The 19635-nt window shown below is 70.2% G+C and carries 11 protein-coding genes and 1 tRNA gene; 1 reads left to right on the top strand and 11 read right to left on the bottom strand.

Annotated elements, in window-relative coordinates:
• Nucleotides 1-19: 19 nt before the first annotated feature.
• The 9 genes from uvrC to ACZ4TW_RS06655 all read right to left on the bottom strand — a co-directional run bounded on the left by uvrC (nt 20) and on the right by ACZ4TW_RS06655 (nt 16963).
• Nucleotides 20-1948 carry an excinuclease ABC subunit UvrC gene (gene uvrC / locus ACZ4TW_RS06695; protein ID WP_465541367.1) on the bottom strand — a complete coding sequence of 643 codons (1929 nt, stop codon included), beginning with the start codon at nt 1946-1948 and terminating at the stop codon, nt 20-22.
• A gap of 2 nt (nt 1949-1950) precedes the next feature.
• Nucleotides 1951-4842 (bottom strand): excinuclease ABC subunit UvrA, encoded by a 2892-nt coding sequence (uvrA, locus tag ACZ4TW_RS06690; protein WP_465541365.1) that lies wholly within the window; start codon nt 4840-4842, stop codon nt 1951-1953.
• A gap of 109 nt (nt 4843-4951) precedes the next feature.
• Nucleotides 4952-7015 (bottom strand): excinuclease ABC subunit UvrB, encoded by a 2064-nt coding sequence (gene uvrB, locus ACZ4TW_RS06685; protein WP_465541364.1) that lies wholly within the window; start codon nt 7013-7015, stop codon nt 4952-4954.
• Nucleotides 7016-7099: 84 nt separating this feature from the next.
• Nucleotides 7100-7717 carry a dephospho-CoA kinase gene (gene coaE, locus ACZ4TW_RS06680; RefSeq protein WP_465541362.1) on the bottom strand — a complete coding sequence of 206 codons (618 nt, stop codon included), beginning with the start codon at nt 7715-7717 and terminating at the stop codon, nt 7100-7102.
• A 124-nt stretch (nt 7718-7841) separates the two neighbouring features.
• Nucleotides 7842-9290 carry a 30S ribosomal protein S1 gene (gene rpsA / locus ACZ4TW_RS06675; protein ID WP_465541360.1) on the bottom strand — a complete coding sequence of 483 codons (1449 nt, stop codon included), beginning with the start codon at nt 9288-9290 and terminating at the stop codon, nt 7842-7844.
• Between the two features lie 160 nt (nt 9291-9450).
• A complete protein-coding gene (locus ACZ4TW_RS06670; RefSeq protein ID WP_465541359.1) occupies nt 9451-11115 on the bottom strand; it encodes a DUF885 domain-containing protein in 1665 nt (554 codons plus the stop codon).
• Nucleotides 11116-11195: 80 nt separating this feature from the next.
• Entirely contained in the window at nt 11196-13883 is a 2688-nt protein-coding gene (gene polA / locus ACZ4TW_RS06665; protein ID WP_465541358.1) for a DNA polymerase I, read from the bottom strand.
• A 63-nt stretch (nt 13884-13946) separates the two neighbouring features.
• Nucleotides 13947-16262 carry a phosphoenolpyruvate synthase gene (gene ppsA, locus ACZ4TW_RS06660; RefSeq protein ID WP_465541356.1) on the bottom strand — a complete coding sequence of 772 codons (2316 nt, stop codon included), beginning with the start codon at nt 16260-16262 and terminating at the stop codon, nt 13947-13949.
• 95 nt (nt 16263-16357) lie between these two features.
• A complete protein-coding gene (locus ACZ4TW_RS06655) occupies nt 16358-16963 on the bottom strand; it encodes an ANTAR domain-containing response regulator (RefSeq protein ID WP_129233325.1) in 606 nt (201 codons plus the stop codon).
• Nucleotides 16964-17000: 37 nt separating this feature from the next.
• Here ACZ4TW_RS06655 and ACZ4TW_RS06650 point away from each other — a divergent pair.
• Nucleotides 17001-17083 (top strand) — tRNA-Leu (locus ACZ4TW_RS06650).
• 33 nt (nt 17084-17116) lie between these two features.
• On the opposite strand, the gene ACZ4TW_RS06645 is transcribed toward ACZ4TW_RS06650, so the two are convergent.
• Nucleotides 17117-18100 carry a CapA family protein gene (locus tag ACZ4TW_RS06645; RefSeq protein ID WP_465541354.1) on the bottom strand — a complete coding sequence of 328 codons (984 nt, stop codon included), beginning with the start codon at nt 18098-18100 and terminating at the stop codon, nt 17117-17119.
• A 101-nt stretch (nt 18101-18201) separates the two neighbouring features.
• Nucleotides 18202-19617, bottom strand: coding sequence for a pyruvate kinase (gene pyk, locus ACZ4TW_RS06640; RefSeq protein WP_465541352.1), 1416 nt, complete (start codon nt 19615-19617; stop codon nt 18202-18204).
• Nucleotides 19618-19635: the final 18 nt, after the last annotated feature.

Here is a 19635-nt window from a genome sequence, read left to right as displayed (position 1 = left end):
ACTCCCCCGGCCTCCCAGCCTAGTCGGCGCCCGAGGCGGCCTCTCGCCGCAGGTGGGCCCGGACGCTCGTCGCGAGCGCCGGGCCGATGCCCGGAACCTCGGAGATGGCGGCCTCGTCGGCGCCGCGCAGGCGCGCGACGGAGCCGAAGTGCTTCAGGAGCGCGCGAACGCGCGCAGGACCGAGTCCGGGCACCTCGGAGAGGACCGTGCCGATGTCGCGCTTGCGCCGCTGCCGCTGGTGCGTGATCGCGAACCGGTGCGCCTCGTCGCGGATGCGCTGGAACAGGAAGAGCGCGTCGCTGTTGCGCGGCAGGATGACCGGGAAGTCGGAGTCGGGCGTCCAGATCTCCTCGAGGCGCTTCGCGATGCCGCAGAGGGAGATGCCCTCGACGCCGGATTCTCGGAGCGCGCGCTCGGCCGCGGCGACCTGCGGCTGCCCGCCGTCGACGACGAGCAGGTTCGGCCGGTAGGCGAACTTCGCTCGGCGCTGCGGCGTGACGGGGGCCTCGGTCGGCGGCGCAGCGTCGGCCGCCGGCTCGCCCTCCGAGGGTGCGCTCCGCTCGGCCGGCTCGGCAAGGTAGGCGAGCCGACGGGTGAGGACCTGGTGGATCGAATCGGTGTCGTCGGTCGAGCTCGGGATGACGAAGCGCCGGTACTCGTCCTTGCGCGGCAGGCCGTCTTCGAAGACGACCATCGACGCCACGATGTTCGTGCCGCTCAGGTGCGACACGTCGAAGCACTCGATGCGCAACGGGGCGTCGGCCATGCCGAGCGCCTCCTGGATGTCCTCGAGCGCCTGGGAGCGCGTGGTGAAGTCGGCGCTGCGACGGGTCTTGTAGAGCATCAGCGACTGCTTGGCGTTCTGCGTCGCCGTGGCGAGCAGCTGCGCCTTCGCGCCGCGCTGCGCCACGCGCAGGCTCACGTTGCGGCCCGCCAGCCCTCCGAGCCAGGCCTCGAGCGCCTCGACGCCGTCGGGCAGCTCGGGCACGACCACTTCGCGGGCCGGCGTCTGGCCGTCGCCGTAGGCGTTCTCGACCACGAAGCCGACGAGCTCGCCGAGCGGCACGTCGAGCTCCTTGTCGACCGTCCACGACCGTTCGCCGCGGATGCGACCGCCGCGGACCATGAACAGGTGCACCGCGGCCGCGAGCTCGTCGTGCTCGATGCCGAACACATCGAGGTCGACGCGGTCGCCGAGCACGACGGCGCTCTTCTCGAAGAACGCCGTGGCGGCCTGCAGCTGGTCGCGCTTGCGGGCGGCCGTCTCGTAGTCCTGCGCGGCCGACGCCTCGCGCATCTCGCGCTCGAGGTCGCGGACGATGCGCGGGTCCTGGTTCTGCATGAACGCGACGAACCGGTCGACGTTGGCGCGGTGCTCCTCGATGCTGACCTTGCCCGAGCACGGCCCGAAGCATCGACCGATCTGGCCGGCGAAGCACGGCTTGCCCGTCGCCATCGCGCGCCGGTAGTCGCTGTCTTTGCAGGTGCGGATCGGGAAGAGCTTGATGAGGATCTCGAGCATGTCGGTCACGGCCCACATCTTGGGATACGGGCCGAAGTAGCGGGCGCCGGGGATGCCGCGCTTGCGCGAGACCATCGCCCGTGGCGCCTCGTCGGCGACCGTCACGACCAGGTACGGGTAGGACTTGTCGTCCTTGAAGCGGACGTTGAACGGCGGCTTCAGCTCGTTGATCCACGTGATCTCGAGGTTGAGGGCCTCGACGTCGCTCGCGACCACGGTCCATTCGACGGACGCCGCGGTGGTGACCATGCGGCGGGTGCGCTCGTGGAGTGTGTGCAGCGGTGCGAAATAGTTCGAGAGCCGCGCGCGGAGGTTCTTCGCCTTGCCGACGTAGAGGACCCGGCGCTCGGCGTCGCGGAACCGGTAGACGCCGGGGTCGGTCGGGATCTCCCCCGGTCGCGGCCGATAGGGAACGGTGCTGCGCATCGTCAGCTCGCGGCGACGGCGGGCGGCGCCGCGGCCTCGAAGATCTCGCGCAGGAAGTACCCGGTGTGGCTCTCGTGGACCTCGGCCACCTGCTCGGGCGTGCCCACCGCGACGACCTGGCCCCCGCCGGAGCCGCCCTCGGGGCCGAGGTCGACGATCCAGTCGGCCGACTTGATCACGTCGAGGCTGTGCTCGATGACGATCACGGTGTTGCCCTTGTCGACCAGCTTGCCGAGCACCTTGAGGAGCTTCCGCACGTCCTCGAAGTGGAGGCCGGTCGTGGGCTCGTCGAGCACGTAGACGCTGCGCCCGTTCGAGCGGCGCTGGAGCTCGGTCGCGAGCTTGACGCGCTGCGCCTCGCCACCGGAGAGCGTCGTGGCGCTCTGGCCGAGCTGCACGTAGCCGAGGCCGACGTCGACGAGCGTCTTGAGGTAGCGGTGGATGGCCGAGATGGGCTCGAAGAACTCGGCCGCCTCGCTGATGGGCATCTCGAGCACCTCGGCGATGTTCTTGCCCTTGTAGTGCACCTGCAGGGTCTCCCGGTTGTACCGCTGGCCGCCGCACACCTCGCACGCCACGTACACGTCGGGCAGGAAGTTCATCTCGATCTTGATGGTGCCGTCGCCCGAGCACGCCTCGCAGCGCCCGCCCTTGACGTTGAAGCTGAATCGACCCGGCAGGTAGCCGCGCGCCTTGGCCTCGGCGGTCTCGGAGAACAGCGTGCGGATGCGGTCGAACACGCCCGTGTACGTCGCCGGGTTGGAGCGGGGCGTACGGCCGATGGGTGCCTGGTCGACGTGCACGACCTTGTCGAGGTGGTCGAGTCCGCCGACGCGGCGGTGCTTCCCGGGAACCTTGCGGGCGCCGTTGAGCCGGTTGGCGAGCACGCGATACAGGATGTCGTTGACGAGCGACGACTTGCCCGAGCCGCTCACGCCGGTCACCGCCGTGAACGTGCCGAGGGGGAACGACACGTCGACGTTCCGGAGGTTGTTCGCCTGGGCGCCCTCGACCGTGATCATCCGATCGGGATCGATCGGGCGTCGCCTGGCGGGGATCGGGATCTCCCTGCGGCCTGCGAGGTAGTCGCCGGTGAGCGAGCGCGTGTTCTTCACGAGGTCGGCGTAGCTGCCGCTGTGCACGACGGTACCGCCGTGCACCCCGGCGCCCGGGCCGATGTCGACGATCCAGTCGGCGGTGCGGATGGTGTCTTCGTCGTGCTCGACGACGATGAGCGTGTTGCCGAGGTCGCGCAGCGCCACGAGGGTGTCGATGAGGCGCCGGTTGTCGCGCTGGTGCAGGCCGATGCTCGGCTCGTCGAGCACGTAGAGGACGCCCGTGAGGCCGGAGCCGATCTGGGTCGCGAGCCTGATGCGCTGCGCCTCGCCGCCGGAGAGCGTTCCCGCGGCGCGGGCGAGGTCGAGGTAGCTGAGGCCGACGCGGATGAGGAAGTCGAGCCGGAGCTTGATCTCGCGCAGCACCTGCGCAGCGATCGTCTGCTCGCGGTCGGTGAGCTGGAGCCGGTCCATGAACGATCGCGCATCGTGCAGGCTGAGCCGGCACACGTCGGCGATCGACGCGTCGTGGATGAGGACGGAGAGCACCTCGGGCTTCAGCCGGTCGCCCTCGCACACGGGGCACGGCACCTCGCGCAGGTACTCGGCCCAGCGAGCGCGCTGCACGTCGGTCTCGGCCTGCAGGTATTGCCGCTCGATGTACGGCACGACGCCCTCGAAGCCCGAGGTGTAGCTCATCTCGCGCCCGTAGCGGTTGCGCCAGCGCACCTTGACCTCGAAGTTGTCGCCGCGGAGCACCGCATTGCGCGCGGCCCCCGGCAGCTGCTCCCACGGGGTGTCGAGCGAGAAGCCGAAGTCGCGCGCGAGCCCGTCGAGCAGCTTCTCGTAGTAGTTGTAGAGGCTCTTGCCCTGCGAGGTCCAGGGAAGGATGACGCCCTCGGCGATGCTCATCGTGGGGTCGCCGAGCAGCAGCTCCTCGTCGACCGACATGCGCGTGCCGAGACCCGAGCATTCGGGACAGGCGCCGAACGGCGCATTGAACGAGAACGTGCGCGGCTCGATCTCGGTGAGCGCGATCGGGTGCTGGTTGGGACAGCTGAGCTTCTCGGAGAAGGTCTGCCATGCGTCGTCGCCCTCGCGGTCGACGAAGTTGATCTGCACGACGCCGTCGGTGAGGCGCAGCGCCGTCTCGAGCGAGTCGGTGAGGCGGCCGAGCATCTCGTCGGATGCCACGAGCCGGTCGATCACGACCGAGATGTCGTGCTTGACCTGCTTCTTCAGCTGCGGCGGCTCGTCGAGGCGGATGACCTCGCCGTCGACGACGGCCCGCGAGTAGCCCTGCGAGGAGAGCTCGCGGAACAGGTCGACGAACTCGCCCTTCTTCTGCGAGACCATGGGGCTGAGGATCTGGAAGCGCGTGCCGGCCTCGAGCTCCATCAGCCGGTCGGCGATCTGCTGCACGGTCTGACGCTGGATGCGCTCGCCGCACACCGGGCAATGCGGAACACCGATGCGGGCCCACAGCAGCCGCATGTAGTCGTAGATCTCGGTGATCGTACCGACGGTCGAGCGCGGATTGCGGTTCGTGGACTTCTGGTCGATCGAGACCGCGGGGCTCAGGCCCTCGATGAAGTCGACGTCGGGACGGTCGACCTGGCCCAGGAACTGGCGCGCGTACGCCGAGAGCGACTCGACGTACCGTCGCTGGCCCTCGGCGAAGATGGTGTCGAACGCGAGGGAGGACTTGCCCGAGCCCGAGAGGCCCGTGAAGACGACCATGGCGTCGCGCGGGATCTCGACGTCGACGTTGCGCAGGTTGTGCACGCGGGCACCGCGGACGCTCAGGCGCGAGTGGGCATCGAGACGTGAAACTGGCACCCTACGAGTGTACGAACGCCCTCCGACACTCCGCCCCCGATCGCACGTGCCGAGAGCGAACACACGTTCGATTCAGGACGACGGGCCGGTCACGGTGGTGCCAGGCGGGTCAGCCGAGGTGCCCCGCCTTCTCCATCTGGCGCAGTTCGCGCTTGAGCTCGGACACCTCGTCGCGAAGCCTAGCGGCGAGCTCGAACTTGAGCTCGCCCGCGGCCTCGAGCATCTGGTCGTTGAGGTCGCGGATCAGCTCCTCGAGGTCGTTCGCGCCGGCCGCGGCGATCCCCTCCCTGCGCATCGGCACCGGCGAGGTCTTGCGAGTGTCGCGGCCGGCGAGCAGGGCCGCCGTGTCGGCCTCCTCGCGCGCGAGCACCTCGGTGATGTCGGCGATGCGCTTGCGCAGCGGCGTCGGGTCGATGCCGTTGACGCGGTTGTACTCGAGCTGCTTGTCGCGACGGCGGTTCGTCTCGTCGATCGCCGAGGCCATCGACTCGGTCATGACGTCGGCGTACATGTGCACCGCGCCAGAGACGTTGCGGGCGGCGCGCCCGATCGTCTGGATGAGCGAGGTCGACGAGCGGAGGAAGCCCTCCTTGTCGGCGTCGAGGATCGCGACCAGCGAGACCTCGGGCAGGTCGAGGCCCTCGCGGAGCAGGTTGATGCCGACGAGCACGTCGTACACGCCCGCGCGCAACTCGGTGAGCAGCTCGACGCGGCGCAGCGTGTCGACGTCGGAGTGAAGGTAGCGCACGCGCACGCCTGCCTCGGTGAGGAAGTCGGTGAGCTCCTCGGCCATGCGCTTGGTGAGCGTGGTGACCAGCACGCGCTCGTCGCGCTCGGCGCGAGTGCGGATCTCCTCCAGCAGGTCGTCGATCTGGCCCTTGGAGGGCTTCACCACGATCTGCGGGTCGACGAGGCCGGTGGGCCGGATGATCTGCTCGACCACGCCGTCGGCGATCCCGAGCTCGTACTTGCCCGGCGTCGCCGAGAGGTAGACGGTCTGGCCGACGCGCGCCTTGAACTCATCCCACTTCAGCGGACGGTTGTCGAGCGCGCTCGGGAGCCGGAAGCCGTGCTCGACGAGCGTGCGCTTGCGCGACGCGTCGCCCTCGTACATCGCGCCGATCTGCGGCACGGTGACATGCGACTCGTCGATCACCACCAGGTAGTCGTCGGGGAAGTAGTCGAGCAGGCAGTGCGGCGCCTCGCCCGGCGCGCGCCCGTCGATGTGCCGCGAGTAGTTCTCGATGCCCGAGCAGAAGCCGATCTGCTCCATCATCTCGAGGTCGAACGTGGTGCGCATGCGGAGCCGCTGGGCCTCGAGCAGCTTGCCCTCGCGCTCGAGCTCCTGCAGCCGCTCGTCGAGCTCGTCGCGGATGGTGCCGATCGCGCGCTGCATAACGTCGACGCTGGCGACGTAGTGCGAGGCCGGGAAGACCGGGACCGCGTCGAGCTTGGCGAGCACCGATCCGGTGAGCGGGTGCAGGCTGTGCAGCGACTCGACCTCATCGCCGAACATCTCGATGCGGATCGCGTGCTCCTCGTACACCGGGATGATCTCGATCGTGTCGCCCCGCACCCGGAACGTGCCCCGGGAGAAGGCGACGTCGTTGCGCTGGTACTGCATCGAGACGAACTTGCGGATGAGCCAGTCGCGGTCGACGCGCTGACCCACCTGGAGGGGCATCATCGCATTGAGGTACTCCTCGGGCGTGCCGAGGCCGTAGATGCACGACACGGTCGAGACGACGACGACGTCGCGCCGGCTCAGCAGCGAGTTGGTGGTCGAGTGCCGCAACCGCTCGACCTCGGCGTTGATCGAGCTGTCCTTCTCGATGAAGGTGTCGGTCTGCGGGACGTACGCCTCGGGCTGGTAGTAGTCGTAGTACGACACGAAGTACTCGACCGCGTTGTTCGGCATGAGCTCGCGGAACTCGTTCGCGAGCTGCGCGGCGAGCGTCTTGTTGTGCGCGAGCACGAGCGTGGGACGCTGCACCTGCTCGATGAGCCACGCGGTGGTCGCGGACTTGCCGGTGCCGGTCGCACCGAGGAGCACGACGTCGGTCTCGCCGGCGTTGATCCGGGCGGCGAGCTCGGCGATCGCCTGCGGCTGGTCGCCGCTCGGCGCGTACTCGCTGACGACCTCGAATGGGCGCACGGAACGGGTCGACTGCATGGATTCGAGTCTAGGTCGGCCCACCGACACGGGGGCCGGGTACGCCCAGGGCGAAGCGGATGGCGCGCCTGCGCCATCGGCTCGTCAGCGCTTCGCCGCGCGTCGCGCCCGATCGATGCGCACCCAGAGGTCGTCGGCCTGGCCCATCGTGTGCGCGAGCGAACCGCCCGTGTCGATGACGACATCGGCGACCGCCCGACGGTCGGCGTCGTCGACCTGCGCGTCGACCCGGGCCTCGGCCTGGATGGGGTCGAGCCCACGCTCCTCGACCAGCCGCCTCACCTGTGTGCGCTTGGGCGCGCTCGTCACGACGATGAGGTCGAACGGGTGGTCGACCTGTGCTTCGACGAGGAGCGGCACGTCGTACACGACGACCGCGTCGGGGTCCTCCTGCTCGGCCTTCGCGATGAGCCGGCCCGAGAGCTCGCGCACGGCCGGATGGACGATCGCGTTGAGGCGGGCGCGCGCGTCCTCGTCGTGGAAGACGATCTCGCCGAGCTTGTGCCGGTCGAGCATGCCGTCGTGGTTCAGCACGCCCTCGCCGAACTCGCGCACGATGGCGTCGAGGCACGGGGAACCGGGCTCGACGACGCGACGCGCGAGCTGGTCGGCATCGAGGTGGATGGCGCCGTGCTCGACGAGACGGCGGGCGACAGTGGACTTTCCGGAGGCGATCCCGCCGGTGAGGCCGATCAGATACACATGCCCACCCTATCCGGGTGCGGCGTCCGCGCCCGACCCGCGGCCGCCCGACGGCGCACCTGCGGAGACGCCGGAAGGCCGGCCCCGTGCGGGACCGGCCTTCCGTGTGCCGTTCGAGCGGCGACTAGTTGCTCGAGAGCTTCTCGCGCAGCGCCGCAAGCGACGCGTCGTCGGCGAGGGTGCCGCCCGATGCGGAGTCGCTCGAGTACGACGAGGTGCCCGACGAGAACGAGTCGTCCGAAGCCTGGGCCGCGAGCGACGCGGCGACCTGCTTCTTGTGCGCCTCCCAGCGAGCCTGGGCCGCAGCGTACTCCTGCTCCCACTTCTCGCGCTGGGCCTCGAAGCCCTCGCGCCACTCGTTGGTCTCGGGGTCGAAGCCCTCGGGGTACTTGTAGTTGCCCTGCTCGTCGTACTCGGTGAGCATGCCGTAGAGCGCCGGGTCGAACTCGGTGCCCTCGGGGTCGACGCCCTCGTTCGCCTGCTTGAGCGAGAGCGAGATGCGGCGACGCTCGAGGTCGATGTCGATGACCTTGACGAAGACCTCCTCGCCCACCGACACGACCTGCTCGGCGAGCTCGACGTGACGGCCGGACAGCTCGGAGATGTGCACGAGGCCCTCGATGCCGTCGGCGACGCGGACGAACGCACCGAACGGCACCAGCTTGGTGACCTTTCCGGGCGTGACCTGGCCGATGGCGTGCGTACGGGCGAAGACCTGCCACGGGTCCTCCTGCGTCGCCTTGAGCGACAGCGAGACGCGCTCGCGGTCGAGCTCGACGGAGAGCACCTCGACGGTGACCTCCTGGCCGACCTCGACGACCTCGGACGCGTGCTCGATGTGCTTCCACGAGAGCTCGGAGACGTGGACGAGACCATCGACGCCACCGAGGTCGACGAACGCACCGAAGTTGACGATCGACGAGATGACGCCCTTGCGGATCTGGCCCGGGTGGAGGTTCTGGAGGAAGGTCGAGCGCGACTCCGACTGGGTCTGCTCGAGCAGCGCACGGCGCGAGAGGACCACGTTGTTGCGGTTCTTGTCGAGCTCGAGGATCTTCGCCTCGATCTCCTGGCCGAGGTACGGCGTGAGGTCGCGCACGCGGCGCAGCTCGATGAGCGAGGCGGGCAGGAAGCCGCGGAGGCCGATGTCGACGATGAGGCCGCCCTTGACGACCTCGATGACCGAGCCGGTGACGACGCCGTCGTTCTCCTTGATCTTCTCCACGTCGCCCCAGGCGCGCTCGTACTGCGCGCGCTTCTTCGACAGGATCAGACGGCCTTCCTTGTCCTCCTTCTGGAGGACGAGGGCCTCGACGGTGTCGCCGACCTCGACGACCTCGCTGGGGTCGACGTCGTGCTTGATGGAAAGTTCGCGCGAGGGGATGACGCCCTCGGTCTTGTAGCCGACGTCGAGGAGGACCTCGTCGCGGTCGATCTTCACGACGGTGCCCTCGATGAGGTCGCCGTCGTTGAAGAACTTCAGAGTCTTCTCGACCGCGGCGAGGAAATCGTCAGCAGACCCGATGTCGTTGATCGCGACCTGCTTGGGCGCCTTGGTCGTTGCGGTTGTCATGTAGTGGATGCTCCGTTAATGGACAGAATCAGGCCCGTGGCGGAAAAGAGCGTTGTGTTGGGATCCGCGGCGGGCAGGCGGACATGGATGTCACACGAGTGACGCTCCATCCTAGCGGCTTCATTCCCGGTGCGGCAACCGCACCGTGCCGGCACGCGCCTCAGCCGGCCAGCGCTCCCCGGAGCGTGTCGAGCCCGACGCCGCCGAGCGCGAGCGCACGGGAGTGGAACGAGCGGATGTCGAAGCGCTCCCCCTCGCGGCGGCGCACGTCGTCGCGCACCTGCTCCCAGATCCGCTGGCCCACCTTGTACGACGGCGCCTGGCCGGGCCATCCGAGGTACCGATGCACCTCGAAGCGGACGAACTCCTCGGGCATGTTCACGTTCGCGGCCATGAACTCGAACGCGTACTCGCCGGTCCACGCACCCTCGCCGTCGGGCCGGGGCTTGCCGAGGTGCACGCCGATGTCGAGCACGATCCGCGCCGCGCGCATCCGCTGGCCGTCGAGCATGCCCAGCCGGTCGGCCGGGTCGTCGAGGTAGCCGAGCTCCTCCATGAGCCGCTCGGCGTAGAGCGCCCAGCCCTCGGCATGCCCGGACGTGCCCGCGAGTTGGCGGCGCCACGTGTTCAGCTGCCCGCGGTTCACCACGGCCTGGCCGATCTGCAGGTGGTGGCCCGGCACGCCCTCGTGGTAGACCGTCGTCTTCTCCCGCCACGTGTCGAATTCCGTGACGCCCTCGGGCACCGACCACCACATGCGTCCGGGGCGAGTGAAGTCGTCGCTCGGCCCCGTGTAGTAGATGCCGCCCTCCTGCGTGGGCGCGATGAGGCACTCGAGGGTACGGATCTCGTCGGGGATGTCGAAGTGCGTCGCCCCGAGCTCGGCGACCGCCTGATCACTCGTCGCCTGCATCCAGCGCTGCAGCGCCTCCGTGCCCACCAGCTTCCGCGAGGCGTCGGCCTCGAGATGCGCGACCGCCTCGTCGACCGAGGCCCCCGGCAGGATCTCCCGGGCGATGGACTCCTGCTCGGCGACCATGCGCGCGAGTTCCTGGATGCCCCACTCGTAGGTCTCGTCGAGGTCGACGACCGCACCGAGGAACCGGCGCGACTGCAGCGCGTACGCGTCGCGGCCGACCGCGTCTGTGCTGCCCGCGCGCGGGGCGAGCTCCCGGTCGAGGAACTCGGCCAGCCGGTCGTAGGCGGATGCCGCGCGTGCGGCGTTCGCGTCGAGCTCGCGACCCAGCGACTCGCCCGCGATCCCGGCCGCGCCCTCGACGAAGGTCGGGAAGAACCCGTCGGACCGCGCGGTGCGGCGCGCCTGCTCGGCCACCTCCCGGACCTGGCGGACGGCGGGCACGACGCCGCGATCGATGCCGAGCCGGAGCGTGTCGACGTAGCCGTCGATGGCGGCGGGCACCGCGGCGAGTCGTGCGGCGATGCGCGCCCACTCGTCGGCTCCGGTCGTCGGCATGAGGTCGAAGACCTCGCGGATCTCCTGCGCCGGGCTCGCGATCACATTGAGGTCACGCAGCTGCAGCGCCGCGTCGTCACTCTCGAGTGCGAGCTCGAGCTGGCTGCCGAGGTCGGCGACGGTGATGCGGTCGACGTCGTCGGCGGGGGCCGCCGAACGCAGCGCCGCGAGCGTCGCACGCACGGCCCCGAGCCGAGCCGCGTGCCCCTCCGGCGAGTAGTCGGGGAGCCGATGGTCCTGCTCGGTGCGTCCGATGTACGTCGCGGTCGCGGGGTCGAGTTCGACGAGGGCGTCCACCCAGTCCTCGGCGACGCGGTCGACCTCGGTGGCGGTGCGCTCTGGGGTGGCCATGCGCGCGAGCCTAGACGAGCGGATGGCGCGGCCGCCAACCTGCGAGCACTCCTCGGATCGCCCGGGACCCCGACCGCGGCTCAGTGCGCCGCATCCTCCCAGTCGCGACCGCGACCGACCTGGACGTCGAGCGGCACGAGCAGGTCGACGGCATGCGACATACGGTCGTGCACGATGGCCTCGACCTCGTCGCCTTCACCCGCGGCCACCTCGAAGATGAGCTCGTCATGCACCTGCATGAGCATGCGCGAGCGCAGCTCGCGAGCCACCAGTTCGCGTTCGACGCCGATCATCGCGAACTTCATGATGTCGGCGGCGGAGCCCTGGATCGGGGCGTTGAGCGCCGCACGCTCGGCGTTCTCGCGCAGCACGCGGTTGGGGCTGTTCAGGTCGGGGAACGGGCGACGCCGGCCGAAGATCGTCTCGGTGTACCCGTCGACCTTGGCCTGCCCCACGACACCCCGCAGGTAGTCGCGCACGGCGCCGAAGCGCTCGAAGTAGTCCTTCATGAGCTGGGTGGCCTCGGCCCGGTCGATGCGCAGCTGCTTCGAGAGGCCGAACGCGCTGAGCCCGTACGCGAGCCCGTAGGACATGGCCTTGACCTTGGTCCGCATGAGCGGCGTCACGTCGGACGGATCGACGTCGAAGATGCGCGCGCCGACGAAGCGGTGCAGGTCTTCGCCCGAATGGAACGCCTCGATGAGCCCGGGATCCTGCGAGAGGTGCGCCATGATGCGCATCTCGATCTGCGAGTAGTCGGCCGTCAGCAGCTCGCCGAAGTCGGCGCCGTAGGTGAAGGCGCCGCGGATGCGGCGACCCTCCTCGGTGCGGACGGGAATGTTCTGCAGGTTCGGGTCGGTCGAGGAGATCCGGCCGGTGGTCGTGCCGACCTGCACGTAGCTCGTGTGGACGCGCCCGTCGGACTGGATCGACTTGTCGAGCGCGTCGACGATCTGGCGGAGCTTGGTCGCATCGCGATGCTCGAGCAGGAGGCCGAGGAAGGGGTGCGGATGCGACTCCTGCAGGTCGGCGAGGGCGCCGGCATCGGTCGAGTACCCGGTCTTCGTCGCGCGCGTCTTCGGCATGCCGAGCTGGTCGAACAGGATCTCCTGCAGCTGCTTCGGCGAGCCGAGGTTGACCTCGCGGCCGATCTCGGCGTAGGCGGCCTCGGCGAGCGATGCGGCCCGCTCCCCCAGTTGCGCCGAGAGCTCGGCGAGCTTGTCGTGCTCGACGGTCACGCCGCGCAGCTCCATCTCGGCGAGGATGCCGACGATTGGGATCTCGATATCGGCGAGCACCCGGCGAGACCCCTCGGAGAGCGCCGCGAGCACGACCGGCGCGACTCGCAGCGAGTACCACGCGAACTCGGGTGCACCGGCGGTCGAGTCGGCATCGGGGACGAGCTGGGCCGGATCGGCCATCGGGACCGTCTCGCCGAGGTACCGCGAGACGAGGTCGGGCAGGTCCTTCTCGACGAGGCTGGGCCGCATGAGCCATCCGGCCACGAGATTGTCGACGACGAGCCCGGCGAACCCGAGCCCCGAGCGTCGCATCGCCTTCAGCTGCGGCTTGGCGTCGGTCATGACCTTCGGCGCATCGCTCGCGAGCCATCGTTCGAACGGCTCGAGGTCGGGCGTGCCCGGGCGCCACGCGAGCTGCACCGACTCGGTCGTCGAGGCCACACCCGCACCGATCACCTTGCCGTCGAGGATCTCGAGGCTCAGGCCGAGTCCGGCCGGCTCCGCGGCGGTCGCCGTGGCGAACCAGGCCGCGAGCTCGGCGCCGCGCAACTGCTGCGGCACCGGCGCGACGGCGGCCGGCGTCGACTCGGCGGCGAGGGCCTCGGTGCCATCGGCCGTGAGCCCGTTGGACTCGGCCGCCATCTTGGTGACCCGCTCGAGCAGCGTCTTGAACTCGAGCCGGTCGAACAGCTCGCGCACGGCCGCCTCGTCCATCGGCTGCGCCGCGAGGTCGGGCACGTCGACGTCGAGGTCGAGGTCGCGCACGAGCCGGTTGAGGCGCCGGTTGCGGATCGCGTTCTCGCGCTCGCGGCGGAGGTTGTCGCCGACGACGCCCTTGATCTCGTCGATGTGCTCGATGATGCCGTCGAGGCTGCCGTACATGCCGAGCCACTTGACGGCGGTCTTCTCGCCGACCTTCGTGATGCCGGGCAGGTTGTCGCTGGTCTCCCCCACGAGCGCCGCGACATCGGGATACTGCTCGGGCCGCACGCCGTAGCGCTCGACGACGGCGTCGGCGTCGTAGCGCTTGAGCTGCGACACGCCCTGCACGTTCGGGTAGAGGAGCGTGATGTCGTCGTCGACGAGCTGGATGGTGTCGCGGTCGCCCGAGACGACCAGGACGTCGTACCCCTCGGCCTTGCCGCGCGTCGCGAGCGTCGCCAGGATGTCGTCGGCCTCGTAGTCCTCCTTCTCGAGCACCGTGATGCGCATGGCGCGGAGGGCATCCTTCAGGAGGCCGATCTGGCCCTTGAACTCGGGCGGGGTCTGGCTGCGGTTGGCCTTGTACTCGGTGTACTCGCGCGTGCGGAACGACTGGCGCGAGGTGTCGAACGCGACGGCGAGGTGCGTGGGCTTCTCGTTGCGCAGCAGCATGAGCAGCATCGACAGGAAGCCGTGGATGGCGTTGGTGTGCTGGCCGTCGCGGGTGCTGAAGCTGTCGACGGGCAGCGCGTAGAAGGCGCGGTAGGCCAGCGAGTGGCCGTCGACGACGAGGAGGGTGGGCTTTTCGGGGGTGGGGTCCGACACCCCCCAAGACTACAAGCGGCCACCGACGTCCCGACGGTCGCGAGGGCCCCGCCGAGGGCGCCGTCAGTCGGCCGCCGACCGCCGCGCCGCGTCCAGCAGGATGCGCCGCTCCGCGGCCGCGATGACGCGTCTCGTGCGATCCGCGGCATCCGGGTTCACCGAGATCGAGTCGATGCCGAACCGCACCAGGTGCTCGGCGAACGCGGGCGAGTTGGAGGGCGCCTGACCGCACAGCGACGAGGTGATCCCCGCCGCTCGGCATGCCGTGACGATGCGCTCGATCGCGTCGAGCACCGCCGCATCCGACTCGTCGAACAGCTCGGCGCACACCTCCGAGTCGCGGTCGACGCCGAGCATGAGCTGCGTGAGGTCGTTCGAGCCGATCGAGACGCCGTCGATGCCCATCGCGGCGTACTCCGGGATCCGGTACACGATCGAGGGGACCTCGGCCATGACCCAGCGCTTCAGCCCGCGCTGGCGGCCGAGCGGGCTCCCGTCGATCAGGTCCAGGCACGCCTCCAGCTCCCAGCGCGTGCGGACGAACGGCAGCATGACATGGAGGTTCGGCGTCTCCTCGCGCACGCGCGCGAGCAGTTCGAGCTCGAGCTCGAACAGCTCCGACTCCTTCACGTACCGGAACGCGCCCCGGTACCCGATCATCGGGTTGTTCTCCTTCGGCTCGAACCGATCGCCGCCCTCGAGCCCGCGGAACTCGTTGGTGCGGAAGTCGATCGTGCGGTACACCACGGGGCGGCGGCCGAACGCACGCGTCACCTCGAGCAGCGATCCGGTCATCCGGCGGACGAACTCCTCGCGCTGCCCGCGAGCGAGCATCTCGCGGGGATGCAGGCCGCCGAGCGCGTCGGTGATCATGAACTCCGCGCGCAGCAGGCCCACGCCGTCGACCTCCAGCGCGGCGACGTCCGCAGCACGCTCGGCGATCGCCAGGTTGACGTAGAGCTTCGTCGCGAGCGCCTCCGGCGCCACGGGGGCCCGCACCTCGGAGACGACGGCCGCCGGTGCCCGTGCGACGGATGGCGCGACATCCGCCCCCTCGACGATCTCGCCCTTGGCCCCGTCGACCGTGACCAGCTCGCCGTCGCGCAGTACGGTCGTCGCCGTGCGGGCGCCCACGACGGCGGGCACGCCGAGTTCGCGCGCGACGATCGCGGCGTGGCAGGTCATGCCGCCACCGTCGGTGACGACCGCGCCGGCGCGTCGCATCGTCGGTACCCAGTCGGGGTTCGTCATTGGCGCCACCAGGATCTCCCCCGACTGCAGTGCGGCGCCCTCGGCCGGACCTTGCAGGATGCGCACGCGCCCCGACACGCGACCCGGCGCCGCTGCCAGCCCGCGGAGCAGCACCGTGCCGACCGGCGGGCCGTCGGTCGGCACGCCCCCCGGGCCGCCGCCCAGCGTGGTGACCGGGCGCGACTGCAGCATCCAGAGCCGACCGCCAGAGTACGCCCACTCGGTGTCCTGCGGCTCGCCGTAGTGCGCCTCGACGCGCAGGCCCAGGGCGGCCACCTCGAGCACCTCGTCGTCCGTGAGCACTCGGGCATCCGCCGACGCGGACTCGAGATCCTCGCGCTGCACGGTGCCGTCGCCGGCCGCCACGAGCCGATGCGTCTGGCGGCCCACGCGGACCGACAGCATCCGCGGGCCGTCCTTGGCGACGATGTACGTGTCGGGCTCCACCGCGCCCGACACGACGACCTCGCCCAGCCCGAGCGCGGCCTCGATCACGAGCCGGTCGCGGGCACCGGTCGACGGGTCCACCGTGAACATGACCCCCGAGCGGTCGGACACGACCTGCGTCTGGACGACGACCGCGAGCTCCGGCTCCTCGTCCATGTGCTGGCTCGCGCGGTAGGAGATGACGCGGTCGCCGTACAGCGACGCCCAGCAGTCCCGCACGCGCTCGATCACGGCGTCGTCGCCGACGACGTTGTTGTAGGTCTCGTGCATTCCCGCGAACGAGGTGCCCTCGGCATCCTCGGACGTGGCCGACGAGCGGACCGCGACCGCCATGCCGTCGCCGAGCCGGTGGTACTCCCCCAGGATGGCCTCGCGCACCTCGTCGGGCACGGCGATGGCGCCCACCGTGTCGCGCAGGGAGGCCGCCGCCTCCGCCAGCGCCGCCGGATCGTCGACGGCCTTGGCCGCCGCACGGAACCCCTCGAGGAGGCCCTGCCGCACCCCCGCTGCATCCACCGCGCGAAGGTAGGCCTCGGCGGTGACGACGAAGCCGGGCGGGATGGGCAGCCCTGCCGAGGTCATCTCGCCGAGGTTCGCCCCCTTGCCCCCGACGACGGGCGCGTCACCGAGTCTGACCTCCTCGAACCGGCTGACCAGCCTGGACGTCGCGTCGTGCAGCATGCGTGTACCCCCGCTCCGGACGGAACCGGGCGCGTCGCCCGGGATACACCCACACTCGCCCGTGATCGGGGCACGGCCTAGGGCCGGAGGGCCTACTACTTCTTCGGCGCGAGCTGCTCGATGATGGCCTGCGAGACGTCCTTCATCGTGAGGCGTCGGTCCATCGAGGCCTTCTGGATCCAGCGGAACGCCTCGGGCTCGGTGAGGCCCATCTTCTCGTTGAGCAGGCCCTTGGCGCGGTCGACGAGCTTGCGCGTCTCGAACCGCTCGACGAGGTCGCCGACCTCGGCCTCGAGCGCGATGATCTGCGCGTGGCGGGCCAGGGCGATCTCGATCGCGGGCAGCAGGTCGTTCGGGGTGAACGGCTTCACGACGTAGGCGAGGGCGCCGGCCTCGCTCGCGCGCTCGACGAGCTCCTTCTGGCTGAACGCCGTGAGGAGCACGACCGGCGCGATGTGGCCCTTCGAGAGCCGCTCCGCGGCCGAGATGCCGTCGAGCTGCGGCATCTTCACGTCCATGATGACCAGGTCGGGTCGCAGCTCGGTGGCGAGCTGGACCGCGGTCTCGCCGTCGCCGGCCTCGCCGACCACCTCGTAGCCGTTGTCGCGCAGGATCTCGACGATGTCGAGGCGGATGAGCGACTCGTCCTCCGCGACGACGACGCGTCGCGGTGCCGGCTGGGTGTCTTCGGTGTCTGTCACGCAGGAAAGCCTACGGTATTCTGGCCGGGGCCTCCGGGCCGGTGTGGCGGAATGGCAGACGCGGAGCACTCAAAATGCTTTGCCCGTGAGGGCGTGTGGGTTCGACCCCCACCACCGGCACCGCGGTGGTCCGCGCGCGCCGCTGGTTCACGATCAGCGCGCCGTCGGGTCGATCCCGATGACGAGGCAGTCCTCCTCGGCGTCCCAGGTCGTGCGCGTGCCGAGCACGCCGCACCGCCTCGCCATCACGTCCGCGGCCTCGCGCGCGTGCCGGCGGGCGAGCCCGACGCGGCATCCGGCGATCTCCGTCGGGTGCAGGCGCAGCTCGACGGGTGCGCCCGCCTCCGTGCGGAGCAGGAAGACGAAGGCGCGGTCGTTGCGCTCGACCGGATCGACCGCGTAGTCGTCGACGAAGTCGCCGGCACCGTAGAGGATCGGACGACCCCGGAACACCTCGACGCCGCGCACGACGTGCGGCGAATGGCCGAACACGACGTCGGCCCCCGCCTCCACGAGGGCGTGCGCGAACGCCCGGTGCGAGCGGGGCGGCTCCACGCCCCAGTTGCCGCCCCAGTGCGCCGACGCGATCATCAGGTCGACGGTCCCGCTCGTGCGCGCGACGGCGTCGAGGATCGCCGCCGCACGATGGTCGCGCGGATCCACGGGTGCGTAGTGCACCCCTGGAGCGACTGGACCGGCGGCCCAGCCGGGCTCATTGTCGGTGAAGGCGATCATCCCGATCGTTCCGCCTGCCCTCGACACGACGGCGGCACGCCGTGCCGCCTCGAGGTCGGCTCCGGCGCCGGCGAAGCGGATGCCGCGATCGGCGAGGGTCGCGAGCGACGCCATCGCCGCCTCGACGCCGAAGTCGAGCACGTGGTTGTTCGCCACGGAGACGAGTGCGAACCCGGCGGCCTCGAGGCTCGCCACCGCGGCCGGGTCGGCGCGGAAGTGGAAGACCTTGCCGGGCCACGGCCGGCCCTCGGCCGCCAGCACGCACTCGAGGTTGCCGACGAGCATGTCGGCCCGCCGCAGCAGCGGGAGCGTGTCGCCCCACGGGAAGTCCGGCGGGCGACGGCGCAGCTCGTCCGCGACGAGCCGCCCGAGCATCACGTCCCCGACGAACGCGATCTCCATGGCTGCCATGATGCGCCCTCCGCCGGTCCGAAGCCATGCCCCGAGCGGGCCGGAGGCCCGGCCGTCCCGCGGACGACCGGGCCTCGGGAGCGACCAAGCGGCTAGAGCACCTCGCCGACGACGTGCACGCGCACGTCGTTGGTGGTGCCGGGGATGCCGGGAGGGGAACCCGAGATGATGACGACCTTCTCGCCCGCCTCGGCCTTGCCGGTGCGCGCCAGCACCTCGTCGACCTGGCCGACCATCTGGTCGGTGTGCGTGACGCGATCGACGACGAACGACTCGACACCCCAGTTCAGCGCCATGCGGCGACGGATGTCGGGGTACGGCGTGAAGGCCAGGATGGGGATGATGCTGCGCAGTCGCGACATCCGGCGGACCGACTCGCCCGTCTCGGTGAACACGCACAGGTACTTCGCCTCGACGAAGTCGGCGACCTCGACCGCGGCGAGCGTGATCGCGCCCGCCTGCGTGCGGGGCTTCGTGCCGAGCGGCGCGATGCGGTGCAGGCCGTGCTGCTCGGTCGACTCGATGATGCGCGCCATGGTCTTCACGGTCTGCACGGGGTACTCGCCGACGCTCGTCTCGCCCGACAGCATGACCGCGTCGGCGCCGTCGAGGATGGCGTTCGCGACGTCGGAGGTCTCGGCGCGGGTCGGCACGGGTGCGTGCGTCATGGACTCGAGCATCTGCGTCGCGACGATGACGGGCTTGGCCAGGCGGCGGGCGATCTCGATCGCGCGCTTCTGCACGATCGGCACGGCCTCGAGCGGGAGCTCGACGCCGAGGTCGCCTCGGGCGACCATGATGCCGTCGAAGGCCTCGACGATGTCCTCCAGCGCGTCGACGGCCTGCGGCTTCTCGATCTTCGCGATGACGGGGAGGCGGCGGCCCTCCTCCGACATGATCGCGTGCACGCGGTCGATGTCTGCGGCGTTGCGCACGAACGACAGCGCGATGATGTCGGCCCCGAGCTGGAGGGCCCAGCGCAGGTCGGCCTCGTCCTTCTCGGACAGCGCGGGCACGTTCACGGCGACACCCGGAAGGTTGATGCCCTTGTTGTTCGACACCGGGCCGGCCACGATGACCTTCGTCGTGACGACCGTGCCGTCGGTCTCGAGGACCTCGACCCGGACCTTGCCGTCGTCGATCAGCAGGTGGTCGCCGGTCTCGACGTCGTGGGGCAGGCCCTTGAACGTGGTCCCGACGATCTCCTTGGTGCCGAGGATCTCCTCGGTGGTGATCTTGAAGATGTCGCCCTCGGCGAGCTCGTGGGGACCGTCGGCGAACTTGCCGAGCCGGATCTTCGGGCCCTGGAGGTCGACCAAGACCGCCACCGCGCGACCGGAGTCGTTGGCCGCCTTGCGCACGTTCTGGTAGACGCCCTCGTGCACGTCGTAGCTGCCGTGGCTGAGGTTCATGCGGGCGACGTCGATGCCCGCATCGATGATCGCGCGGATCTGCTCGTAGCTGGATGTTGCCGGCCCGAGCGTGGCGACGATCTTCGCTCTTCTCATGTGGTGTCTGCTCCAGGG

The sequence above is a fragment of the Agromyces sp. NPDC029043 genome (assembly GCF_055564615.1).
The sequence above is the reverse complement of the archived record's forward strand: the minus strand, read 5'-3'. Positions and strand labels throughout refer to the sequence as shown.

Coding starts and splice junctions, on each gene's coding strand:
- uvrC (WP_465541367.1), bottom strand. CDS start 1,948: ATGCGCAGCACCGTTCCCTATCGGCCGCGACCGGGGGAGATCCCGACC.
- uvrB (WP_465541364.1), bottom strand. CDS start 7,015: ATGCAGTCGACCCGTTCCGTGCGCCCATTCGAGGTCGTCAGCGAGTAC.
- rpsA (WP_465541360.1), bottom strand. CDS start 9,290: ATGACAACCGCAACGACCAAGGCGCCCAAGCAGGTCGCGATCAACGAC.
- ACZ4TW_RS06670 (WP_465541359.1), bottom strand. CDS start 11,115: ATGGCCACCCCAGAGCGCACCGCCACCGAGGTCGACCGCGTCGCCGAG.
- ppsA (WP_465541356.1), bottom strand. CDS start 16,262: ATGCTGCACGACGCGACGTCCAGGCTGGTCAGCCGGTTCGAGGAGGTC.
- ACZ4TW_RS06645 (WP_465541354.1), bottom strand. CDS start 18,100: ATGGAGATCGCGTTCGTCGGGGACGTGATGCTCGGGCGGCTCGTCGCG.
- pyk (WP_465541352.1), bottom strand. CDS start 19,617: ATGAGAAGAGCGAAGATCGTCGCCACGCTCGGGCCGGCAACATCCAGC.